The 11,757-nt window shown below is 64.6% G+C and carries 8 protein-coding genes; 6 read left to right on the top strand and 2 right to left on the bottom strand.

The features are described 5' to 3' along the window. Positions 1–81 precede the first annotated feature (81 nt). Positions 82–2,007: a glycoside hydrolase family 13 protein gene (locus tag MWN76_RS16960; protein WP_250463524.1), complete on the bottom strand. Its 1,926-nt coding sequence runs from the start codon at positions 2,005–2,007 to the stop codon at positions 82–84. A 181-nt stretch (positions 2,008–2,188) separates the two neighbouring features. Between MWN76_RS16960 and MWN76_RS16965 the strand changes: the two genes are divergently transcribed. Then, the gene (locus MWN76_RS16965) at positions 2,189–3,715 is read left to right on the top strand and encodes an MFS transporter (RefSeq protein ID WP_250463527.1); all 1,527 of its coding nucleotides are present in this window, start codon (positions 2,189–2,191) and stop codon (positions 3,713–3,715) included. Positions 3,716–3,792: 77 nt separating this feature from the next. Here the strand turns inward: MWN76_RS16965 and MWN76_RS16970 are convergent, their stop codons facing one another. Beyond that, a complete protein-coding gene (locus MWN76_RS16970; protein ID WP_250463530.1) occupies positions 3,793–4,614 on the bottom strand; it encodes an SDR family NAD(P)-dependent oxidoreductase in 822 nt (273 codons plus the stop codon). 216 nt (positions 4,615–4,830) lie between these two features. On the opposite strand from MWN76_RS16970, the gene MWN76_RS16975 reads away from it, so the two are divergent. From MWN76_RS16975 to MWN76_RS16995, 5 genes are all read left to right on the top strand, one after another. Continuing rightward, entirely contained in the window at positions 4,831–5,865 is a 1,035-nt protein-coding gene (locus MWN76_RS16975) for a LacI family DNA-binding transcriptional regulator (RefSeq protein ID WP_250463533.1), read from the top strand. Between the two features lie 188 nt (positions 5,866–6,053). After that, positions 6,054–7,499: a sugar porter family MFS transporter gene (locus MWN76_RS16980; RefSeq protein WP_284500642.1), complete on the top strand. Its 1,446-nt coding sequence runs from the start codon at positions 6,054–6,056 to the stop codon at positions 7,497–7,499. Between the two features lie 8 nt (positions 7,500–7,507). After that, a complete protein-coding gene (locus MWN76_RS16985; RefSeq protein WP_250463536.1) occupies positions 7,508–8,395 on the top strand; it encodes an SMP-30/gluconolactonase/LRE family protein in 888 nt (295 codons plus the stop codon). Positions 8,396–8,507: 112 nt separating this feature from the next. Next, entirely contained in the window at positions 8,508–9,704 is a 1,197-nt protein-coding gene (locus MWN76_RS16990) for a fumarylacetoacetate hydrolase family protein (protein ID WP_250463539.1), read from the top strand. Positions 9,705–9,880: 176 nt separating this feature from the next. Beyond that, positions 9,881–11,668, top strand: a complete 1,788-nt coding sequence (locus tag MWN76_RS16995) for an IlvD/Edd family dehydratase (RefSeq protein WP_250463542.1) — start codon at positions 9,881–9,883, stop codon at positions 11,666–11,668. Positions 11,669–11,757: the final 89 nt, after the last annotated feature.

Consider the following 11,757-nt stretch of genomic DNA (forward strand, 5'->3'; position numbering starts at 1 on the left):
TTTGCAGGCGAATAGGGTCGATGCCCGTTCCGGTTCGCCTGCGGGGCAGGCTCCTACAGCCGTTGCGCAGCGACCTGCCGATCAATCCAGTTCCAGCACCAGCACATCCCGCGCCGGGATCTCCAACTGATCCAGTGTGTGGCGTTTGCCAGTCAGGACGTCGACGCCCGCGGTGTTGTCACCGAGCGCTTCCGCAAAGCGTGCCGCCGGCAGCCGATAGGGTTCGTCGCCTTTGTTGATCGCCACCATCACCGTGTCGTTATCGTTGTAGCGGAAATACACATAGGTGTTTTCCCGCGGTGAGAAGTGTTTCAGCTTGCCGCTGTGAATCACCGGTGCCTGCCGGCGCCAGCGGAACAGTCTGCGCACGGTTTCCTGCGCCTGCTGTTGGCGCTGGTCCAGGCCCTTGCCGCTAAACGCATCGCGCTCGTCGCCGGTCCAGCCGCCGGGGAAGTCGCTGCGCACGATGCCGTCGTTGCGTTCTTTTGGGCTCTCCATCAGTACTTCGTCGCCGTAGAAAAACTGCGGGATGCCGCGCATCGTGGCCAGGTAGGCGACCGCCATCTTGAACAGCGCGGGGTCGTCATTGAGCTGGCTGAACAGGCGGCTGGTGTCGTGGTTGCCGCCGAAGATCACCAGCCGCTGCGGCTGCGGATAGAGGAAGTCGTTGGCCAGTGATTCGTACAGGGTGGTGAGGCCGCTGTCCCAGCTGTCCTCCCGGGCGAGACCTTCGCGCAACGCATAGTGCAGCGGGAAGTCCATCATGCTCTTCAGGCGGCCGCCGCTGACCTGTGCGTCTTCGCCGCGCTGCCAGTGGGCCACCAGCGCCGGGTTGCGGGTCCACTCCTCGCCGACGATATTGAAATCCGGGTACTCCCGGTGGATGCGCGCCGCCCACTGCTGCAGGAAGTCGCCGTCGGAATAGGCATAGGTGTCGGCGCGAATGCCGGACAGGCCGGCGTACTCGATCCACCAGACGCTGTTCTGGACCAGGTAGTTGGCCAGCAGCGGATTGCGCTGGTTCAGGTCTGGCATCGAGTCCACGAACCAGCCCTGCACGAAGGCCGCGCGGTCGCTGTCGCTCGCGTGCGGGTCCACCAGTGTGGTGCGGCTGTGGTTGGTGAGTGTGTACTCGCCCTCGTCGGTGCCGTCGCCGTTCAGCCAGCTCGCCGCGGGCAGGTCGCGCATCCACCAGTGGCCGCTGCCGATATGGTTGAGCACCACATCCTGGATCACGCCGATATCCCGCTCGCGCGCCGCGCCGACGAATTCGCGAAATTCGTCGTTGCTGCCGAAGCGCGGGTCGATGCGGTAGAAGTCGGTGGCGGAGTAGCCGTGGTAGGAGTAGGCCGACTGGTCGTTTTCCACCAGCGGGTTGGGCCATACCTGGGTGAAGCCCATGTCGGCGATATAGTCCAGGTGTTCGCGCATGCCGGCGATATCGCCGCCGTGGCGGCCGCCGGGGTTGTCGCGGTCGGCTCCCTCGCGGGTGTCGGCGGTGCTGTCGTTGGCGGTGTCGCCATTGGCGAAGCGGTCCGGGGTGATCAGGTAGATGGCGTCGCTGCTGTCGAAGCCGCGGCGCCCGGCGGAGCCCGCGGCCCGCGCTTTCAGTGTGTAGTCGATCACCGCCTGTGTCTCGCCGCCGTCCTGCAGGGCGATTTCCAGCGTGCCGGGCTCGGTTTCCGGTGCCAGCCGCAGGTTGATGAACAGGTAGTTGTCGTTGTCGGTGGTCTCGCTGCCCAGCAGGGTCACGCCGGGGTAGTCGAGTCGCGGTTCGAGACCGGCGATATCGCGGCCGTGAACCATCAGTTGCAGTTCTTCCGCCGCCATATCCGTCCACCAGAACGGCGGTTCGACGCGCTCGACGGTGTCGGCGCTGGCGGGGAGGGCCAGGCAGGCGAGCAAGGCGATGAGTAAGTACTTGGTTACCTGGCGGGTATGGTAGAATCTGACGCCAGTGCGGGTCGTGGCCTGGCGGGCGGAGTGATATCGGATGCTCGGAATCATGGTGCTGACCGGGTCGTTATTGTGGGGTCGATCGAATACTGCGCCGGGCGCAGTTGGGCCAGCTTTATGGTATTTCGGTGACAGCCGCCCGCATCCACCCCCTCGGGGGAGGATGGCCCCGCCGGGGTGCCGTGCAAAGATGGCCCGATAAGCATAAACAGTTCCAGCGGTGAGCCTTCCCATGTCGCAAACAGAGTCAGCGTCTCCAACAGCATCCCCGGCGGCGAAGCAGCCGAAACTCCCCTTCTGGCAGGTGTGGAACGTCAGCCTCGGCTTCCTCGGCGTGCAGTTCGGCTTTGCGCTGCAGAATGCCAACGCCAGCCGCATCCTGTCCGACCTGGGGGCGGACCTGCACGCGCTGTCGCTGTTCTGGATAGTGGCGCCATTGATGGGGCTGATCGTGCAGCCGATCGTCGGTTCGGCGTCCGACCGCACCTGGAGCCGCTTCGGCCGCCGCAACCCCTATATCCTGTTCGGCGCCATCGCCGCGGCCCTGGGCATGGCGTTCATGCCCAACGCGGGCATCGCCGTGGCCTTCATCGCGCCGATCCTGTTCGGCGGTGTGATGCTGGCGCTGATGGACGCCGCCTTCAATGTGACCATGCAGCCGTTTCGCGCGCTGGTATCCGATATGGTGCCGCCCGAACAGCGTACGCTGGGTTACTCGGTGCAGTCGCTGCTGATCAATATCGGCGCGGTCATGGGCTCCATGTTGCCGTTTATCCTGACCAACGTGGTCGGGCTGGAGAACACCGCGCGCGCGGGCGAGGTGGCGCCGTCGGTGATCTGGGCCTTCTATCTCGGCGGCTCGGTGCTGCTGGGCTCGGTGCTGTGGACCGTATTCCGCACCAAGGAGTACCCGCCGCAAGAGTACAACGCCTACAAGGGCATCGACGGCGAGCAGTTGGCCCGCGAGCAGGCTGAACGCCAGTCCCTGCCGCAGCGCCTGGCGGGTTTCTGCCGGCTGCTGGTAAGTATGCCGAAGACCATGCGCCAACTGGCGGTGGTGCAGTTCTTCTCCTGGTTTGCGCTGTTTATCATGTGGGTCTACACCACACCGGCGATCACCCAGCACGTCTGGGGCGTGGAGGCCAAGTGGTTCGATTCGCACTACCTGCAGAGCGTGGGCGAGATCCCGGCGCATATCGCCGCGGCCAAGGGCGCGGCCGGGGACTGGGTGGGTATCCTGTTTGCCGCCTACTCGCTGTTTGCGGCCATCTTCTCCATCGCGCTGGCGAAGATTGCCAACACCATCGGCCGCAAGCCCACCTACGCGCTGTCGCTGGGACTGGGCGGCCTGTGCTATATCAGCTTCCTGTTTTTCCAGGGCGGCGCACCGACGCCGGTGAACCTGTTGATTACCGAGGTGACGGTGCCCAGCGGCGCACTGGGGCTGCTGCTGCCGATGATCGGTATCGGGATCTGCTGGGCGGCGATCCTGGCGATGCCCTACTCGATTCTGTCCGAGGCGCTGCCGGCCAGCAAGACCGGGGTCTATATGGGCATCTTCAATTTCACCATCGCCGCGCCGCAAATCGTCTCGGCACTGGTGGCCGGGCCGATACTGGCCGGGGTGTTCGGCAACCAGGCGATCTACATCATCGTGCTGGCGGGCGGCTTTATGCTGCTCGGGGCCCTGTCGGTGTTCTTTGTCCGCGAGCCGGACAGCGAGGTGCGCGCCGCGGAGGCTGGTGCCGTCGCCGTATAGTGGACCAGGCTATAGAGACAAAAAGCCCCGTACGGGGCTTTTTGTAGGGAAAAGGAATTGGGAGCGGGCGAGCCGCTTCAGTCCGCGCCGGCCGCCGACAGGGTGTTGCCGGAAACGCTGACATCCTCCTGGGACGGGTAGGGCCAGTTGGCCTTGCTGAAGGCGCCGCCGTCGACCCACAGGGTCTGGCCGCTGACGAAAGACGCTTTTTCATCGGCGAGAAATTCCACTGCGCGGGCGATATCGTCGGTGTAGCCGACGCGCCCCAGCGGTGTGATTGCCGCCCAGCTGCCGGCGTAGTCCGGCGCTTCGCGCTCGGTGCGCTCGGTCAGGACGCCGCCGGGCGCCACGCAGTTGACGCGGATCCCGTATTCCCCCAGCTCGATTGCCGAGGTCTTGGTGAGCATCTCGATTCCGCCCTTGCTGGCGGCGTAGTCGACCAGGTTGGGAAAGGCGAGCTTGTTGCAGCCGGAGCCGATATTGACGATGGCGCCGCGTACGCCGCTCTCCACCATCAATCGCGCAGCGCGCTGGGTATTCAGGAAGCAGCCCTTCAGGTTGGTGCGAATCACCCGGTCCCAGTCGTCTTCGGACAGCTCGAGCAACGGCGCCCATGTCTGTACGCCGGCGTTGTTCACCAGCAGGTCCGGCACCCGCTGGAAATGCTCCACCACCTCGCGATAGAAGGCATCCACCTCTTTGCTGTCGCCCACATCGCAGCGGGCGAACAGGACCTGGCGACCCAGCCCTTCGACTTCTGCTACCAGTCGGCGCGCCTCGACGTCGTCGCGCAGATTGTTGACCGCGATATCCCAGCCCGCCCGGGCCAGGTAGAGGGCTATTCCCCTGCCGATGCCGGTAGTACCACCTGTGACTACCGCCAGCTTGTTGTTCTTCATACTTCGATCTCTATCCATACAGCCGATCATGTGCCCGGCGATCGCCAGCCGGACCAATAAATGGGATGACCCTGAGTAGTGTGAACGCTACCATGTTATGTAAACGTTTACAATTAACATAAAGCGTGGCAGTAATGGGGCGGCGTTGGCGATGGATGCCGCTGAAAACGTTACCATAACCTCCCGACCGGAAGTCTCTCGCACAGGAAACCACAGGTGTCGATCAAACAAGTTGCCAAAGAAGCCGGCGTTTCCATCGCCACGGTATCCCGCTATCTGAACAGCCCCGAGCATGTGCGGGAGAAGACCCGCCTCAAGGTCCAGGAGGCGATCGACAAGACCGGCTTCTCGCGCAACGCGCTGGCGCGCAATTTCCGCCGCGGCAAGACCAGTCTGGTGATGGTGGTGCTGTCGGCCGTGGGCGATCCCTTTTTCTCCGGCGTGATGCGCGGTATCTGGCGGGTGGCGCGGCGCGAGGGCTACAGCATCCTGATCAGTGAAACCCAGTTCAACACCACCGGTTTCAATGAATATGCGGATATGGTGTTCTCCAAGCAGGCGGACGGCATCATCCTGCTGGCGAGCATCTCGCCCTTCATGCGCGACGGCGGGGCCGGCAGCAGTGCCCTGGAACGCCGCGCGGACGGCACCGTGCCGCCGGTGGTGATCGGCTGTGAGACGGTGACGCCGGAGCTGAGCCATTTCCCCAGCGTGCGTGTGGACAATATCGGCGCCGCCCGCGAGGCCGCCGGTCACCTGATCGACCTGGGGCACAAACGCATCGCCTTTATCTCCGGCGCGCACGATTCGCTGCTGACCAGCGACCGCGAGCGCGGCTACCGGGCCGCCATGGAGGATGCCGGCCTGCCGGTGGCGGAGGGTTGGGTGCAGGAGGGCCAATTGAGCATCGACGGCGCGCGCCGCGCAACGCGGGAACTGCTGGCGCTGGAGTCGCGTCCCAGCGCCATTTTCTGTGCCACCGACGAAATGGCGCTGGGCGCCATGCACGAGATCCGCGCCCACGGGCTGGAGATTCCCGGGGACATATCGATCATCGGTTTCGACGATATGCGCTACGCCGCGACCGCCTCACCGCCGCTGACCACCATCGCCCAGCCCGCCGAGGAGATCGGCGAGCACACCATGGAACGCCTGTGCCGTGCCATGCGCGGTGACGATATCGGCGCCGAGCCGGAGGTGGTGCCACACCGGCTGGTACTGCGCAGTTCCACCGCGCCGCCGCGGGAGTGACGGGGCGCCGCCGCGGCCAATTGGGTGTAAACGTTTACATCCCCGCTCCGGAAGTTGTATAAAAGACAGGACGATGCCGCTTTGGCAGTGGCGCCCGGGGCTGGCCCCTGTTACAACATCCGCCTGGCATCGATAACAATAATCACCGGCCGCACCGCGGCCGCTACAGCGAGTGAGGGAATAACAAGATGAATCCCACGACCGACAGCGCCGTACTGGGCGAAGCGCCCGCGGCCGCACAATCGGAAACCAATCACGCGATGGTGATCGCCATCAGCGCCGTGGCCACCCTCGGTGGCTTCCTGTTCGGCTTCGACAGCGGCGTGATCAACGGCACCGTCGACGGCCTGCAAAGCGCGTTCAATTCGGACAGCGCCGGTACCGGCTTCAATGTCGCCTCCATGTTGCTGGGCTGCGCCGCCGGCGCCTTCTTCGCCGGCTCGCTGGCGGACAAGTTCGGTCGCAAGGCGCTGCTGGTGGTCTCGGCCATCTTCTTTATCGTCTCCGCCTGGGGCTCCGGCGTCGCCACCGGCTCGCTGGAGTTCGTGGTCTACCGCATTCTCGGCGGCCTGGCCGTGGGCGCCGCCAGTGTCATGACACCGGCCTATATCAGCGAGGTGGCACCGGCCGCCTACCGCGGGCGCCTGGCCACGGTGCAGCAGGTGGCGATCATCAGCGGCCTCTTCTGCGCCTTTGTCAGCAACTACGCCATCGCCAACTGGGCCGGTGCCTCCACCGAGGTGCTGTGGATGGGCTTCGAGGCCTGGCGCTGGATGTTCTGGATGGAACTGATCCCGGCCGCGGTGTTCCTGGTCGGTCTCTACTTCATCCCCGAGAGCCCGCGCTTCCTGGTCGCCAGTGGCAATGGCGACGGCGCGCAGAAAGTACTGGGCAGGCTGTTCGGCGACAGCGCCGGCGCCGACAAGGTCAGCGAGATCCGCGATTCCCTGGCGGAAGATCACCGCCCGAGCCTGCGCGACCTGCTCGACCCCACCAGCGGCAAGCTGCGCCGCATCGTCTGGGTGGGTATCGGCCTGGCGGTATTCCAGCAACTGGTGGGCATCAACGTGGTCTTCTACTACGGCGCCGTGCTCTGGCAGTCGGTGGGCTTTACCGAGAGCGATGCGCTGCTGATCAATGTGGTGTCCGGTGCGGTCAGTATCGCCGCTGTCATCACCGCGCTGATCCTGGTGGACAGGATCGGCCGCAAGCCGCTGCTGTGGTTCGGCTCCATCGGCATGGCGGTGACGCTGGCGATCATGGCCCTCGCCTTTTCCCAGGCAACCATCGACGACAGCGGCTCCCTGAGCCTGTCCGACGGTATCGGTACCATCGCGCTGCTGTCGGCCAACGCCTATGTGGTTTTCTTCAACGCCTCCTGGGGCCCGGTGATGTGGGTGATGCTGGGGGAGATGTTCCCCAACCAGATGCGCGGCTCCGGCCTGGCGGTCAGTGGCCTGGCGCAGTGGCTGGCGAATTTCGGCATCACCCTGTCGTTCCCGGTGCTGCTGGCCTCGATTCAGCTGTCCGGCAGTTACGGCCTCTACGCCCTGGCGGCGGCGATCTCGATTTTCTTCGTGGGTAAATACGTGCACGAAACCCGCGGTCGCGAACTGGAACAGATGGAAGGTTGAGGACAGTCATGCAGCAGTACGGCAAAGACCTGCAGTGTATCTGGGAAGCCGGCGCCACCCTCGGCGAGGGGCCGCTGTGGGTGGAGCGCGAGCGCGCGCTCTACTGGGTGGATATCAAGCGGATGCAATTGCACCGCTGTGATATCGATGGCGGCAACCGCCGCAGCTGGCAGTTCGAGAGTCCGCTCAGTGCACTGGCGCCCCGCGCCGGCGGCGGCTTTATCGGCACTTTCCGCGAGGGCTTTGCCACTGTCGACCTGCGCGGCAGCGAGGCCGCGGTGCATCCGCTGGGCGGTCCCGAGGCGGACCTGCCCGGCAACCGCTTCAACGATGGCAAGGTGGATACCCGCGGCAACTTCTGGGCCGGCAGTATGGACGACGGCGAGGAAAACCCCACCGGCGCCCTCTACCGGCTCGACCGCGACCTGCAGTGGTGTCTACAGGACGACGACTATGTGATTACCAACGGCCCGGCCTTCAGTCCCGACGGCCGCAGGATGTATCACAACGACACCCTGAAGCGCACCGTCTACGCCTTCGACCTGGACGAAAACGGCCGCCCGGGCAACCGGCGCGTTTTCCTCGAGCTACCGCAGGAGTCCGGTTTTCCCGACGGCCTGACCGTGGATGCCGAAGGCTGCCTGTGGCAGTGCCACTGGAACGGTTGGGGTATCACGCGCTTCTCGCCCGCGGGTGAGACCATCGGCCGCATCGAGTTGCCAGTGGCCAATATCACCAGCTGCACCTTCGCCGGCCCGGACCTGGATACGCTGCTGATCACCAGCGCCCGCAAAGGCCTCAGTGACGGGGAGCTGGCGGAGCAGCCGCTGGCCGGTGGCGTCTTCCGCTGCACACCGGGCGTGCGCGGTGTGGAGCAGCCGCTGTTTCGCGGCTGAGCGGCTTCGTCGTCATTCCGGACTTGATTTGAAACAGGGTATCCACGGCGCCTTTTTCGGATCCGGTTCGGATCTGGATGTAAACGTTTACTTAAATTGATGTGAGTGAGTCATGACTGTAACCGAGAGCCTGCAAACACAAACCCTGCCGGAGGACGGCCTGGCCGGCACGCTGCTCGGCCGCGCCTGGATACCGGCGGAAGTGTCGCCGTCCGGCATCGCCGGCCCCAGCCCGGTATGGCTGTGCGAGGACGGTGTCTTCGACCTGAGTGCGCTGGCGCCGACGCTGGCGCAACTGGTGGAGGCGGGCATCAGGCCGGGCAGCGCCGATGTCGGCAAGGCCCATCGTATCGGCTCTGTCGATGAAATCCTGCAGAACACCGAGTCGCCCGGGCGCGACCCGTCGCTGCCGCACTTCCTGGCGCCGGTAGACCTGCAGGCGATCAAGGCCTGCGGCGTCACCTTTGTCTGCTCCATGCTCGAGCGGGTCATCGAGGAGCGGGCCGCCGGCGATCCGGCCCGGGCCAAAGCGTTGCGGGAAAAGCTGGCCGACAAGATCGGCGGCGATATCACCGGGGTGGTTCCCGGCTCCGCGGAAGCCGAATCACTGAAGGCCGCACTGCAGGAAGCGGGTATCTGGTCCCAGTACCTGGAGGTTGGCATCGGCCCCTTCGCCGAGGTGTTTACCAAATCCCAGCCGCTGTCGGCGGTGGGCCCCGGCGACCAGGTGGGGGTGCATCCGGTTTCCTCCTGGAACAACCCGGAGCCGGAAGTGGTGTTGATCGTCGACAGTCGCGGCAACACCGTCGGCGCGACGCTCGGCAACGATGTCAACCTGCGCGATATCGAGGGCCGCAGCGCATTGCTGCTGGGCAAGGCCAAGGACAACAACGCCTCCTGCGCCATCGGGCCCTTTATCCGCCTGTTCGACAAGACCTTTTCCATCGACGACGTGCGCTCTGCCGAAGTCACGCTGGAAATCGAGGGCGAGGACGGCTTCGCGCTGCGCGAAGTCAGCCCCATGAGCGAAATCAGCCGCGATCCGCTGAACCTGGTGGAACAGACCATCGGCCGCACGCACCAGTACCCGGACGGCGTGGCACTGTTTACCGGCACCCTGTTCGCGCCCACCCAGGACCGCGACAGTGAAGGCGCAGGCTTTACCCACAAAGAGGGCGACCGCGTGCGTATCAGCTCGCCCAAGCTGGGTGCGCTGACCAACCGCGTCACCACCAGTGACAAGGCGCCCGAATGGACCTTTGGCTTTTCCGCACTGATTCGGAATCTGGCGGCCAGGGGACTATTGTAATTGCGGGGACCGCGGCGCCTGTAAACGGGTGTTGAGGGGGCCGCGCCGCCTCTGGGCGCCGGCCCCGCGGCCAGTCCCGCCACATTTGCAGCCATAGGGCGTCCGGCAAAAATCCAGACATGAAAAGGGCCTTCCGGGCCCTGCATTGTTTTAAAATTAATTATATGATTTAACCTATGAATAAGAAGCGGAAACTCAGAAGCACGGACTGGTTCAACGATCCGAGCCAGCCGGACCAGACGGCGATCTATATCGAGCGCTACCTGAATTACGGCCTCACCCGCGAGGAACTGCAGTCCGGCAAACCGATCATCGGTATCGCCCAGACCGGCAGCGACCTGGCGCCGTGCAACCGCCACCATATGGACCTGGCCAAGCGCGTGCGCGACGGCATTCGCGACGCCGGTGGCGTGCCGTTCGAGTTCCCGGTGCACGCGATCCACGAAATGGGCAAGAGGCCCACCGCGGCGCTGGATCGCAACCTGGCCTACCTGGGGCTGGTGGAAATCCTGTACGGCTACCCGCTGGACGGCGTAGTGCTGACCACCGGCTGCGACAAGACCACCCCCGCCACGCTGATGGCCGCGGCGGCGGTGGATATCCCCGCAATCGTGCTGTCCGGCGGCCCGATGCTGAACGGCTGGGGCCGCGACGACACCAATCGCCGCGTGGGCTCCGGTTCCATCATCTGGACCTCGCGCGAAGACTACGCCCGCGGCGATATCGACTACGAACAGTTCATGGACAATGTCACCGACTCCGCGCCCAGCATCGGCCACTGCAACACCATGGGCACCGCGCTGACCATGAACAGCCTGGCGGAAGCGCTGGGCATGTCGCTGCCGGGCTGCGCGGCGATTCCGGCCCCCTACAAAGATCGCCCGGCGATGGCTTACTACACCGGCCAGCGCATCGTCGACATGGTGTTCGAGGACCTGAAACCCTCGGACATCATGACCCGCGAATCCTTCCTCAATGCCATCCGCCTCTGCTCCGCCATCGGCGGCTCCACCAATGCACCGCCGCACCTGCAGGCCATCGCCAACCGCGTGGGGGTGAAACTCTCGATCGAGGACTGGCAGGACTACGGCGAAAAAATCCCGCTGCTGGTGAACTGCCAGCCCGCGGGTGACTACCTGGGTGAGGATTTCCACCGCGCCGGCGGCGTGCCGGCGGTGATGGGCGAACTGCTGCGCGCCGGCGTCGCCGACGGTAACTGCCTGAATGTCAGCGGCAAGACCCTGGGCGAACTCTACGGCGAAAAGGCATCGCGCAACGAGCAGGTGATCCTGCCCTACGGCGCGCCGCTGATGGAGAACGCCGGCTTCGCGGTGATGCGCGGCAACCTGTTCGACAACGCCATCATGAAAAAATCGGTGATCGGCGACAGTTTCCGCAAACACTACCTGGAAAACCCTGAGCATCCGAATGTACTGCGCGGCCGCGCCATCGTGTTCGACGGGCCGGAGGACTACCACCACCGCATCGACGACCCGTCGCTGAACGTGGACGAGCACTGTGTACTGGTGATCCGCAACTGTGGCCCGTTGGGTTACCCGGGTTCCGCCGAGGTGGTCAATATGCGCCCGCCCAACTACCTGATCAAGCGCGGGATTACCGGCCTGCCCTGTATCGGCGACGGTCGCCAGAGCGGTACCTCCGCCAGCCCGTCGATCCTGAATGCCTCCCCCGAGGCGGCCGCCGGCGGTGGCCTGGCACTGCTGCGCACCGACGACCGCATCCAGGTGGACCTGAACAACAACCGTGTGGATGTGCTGGTGGACGAAGCGGAACTGGAACGCCGCCGCGCCGACCTGCCGCCACCGCAGCTGGTCAACCAGACACCGTGGCAGGAAATCTACCGCAAACACGTAACGCAACTGGACGAGGGCGGCGATATGAAAATGGAAGAGCAGCATATTCGCATCGTCGAAACCCACGGCACGCCGAGAAATTCCCACTAGTGGGTCGCTTGTAAAGTTCGGTAACAAAGGAGCACAGCCAAATCGTTCAGGTCAAGGCGAGAAAGCGCTGGAATAGCAGCGTTATTTCA

It is taken from the genome of Microbulbifer litoralis (assembly GCF_023634065.1).
GTDB classification, from domain to species: domain Bacteria; phylum Pseudomonadota; class Gammaproteobacteria; order Pseudomonadales; family Cellvibrionaceae; genus Microbulbifer; species Microbulbifer litoralis.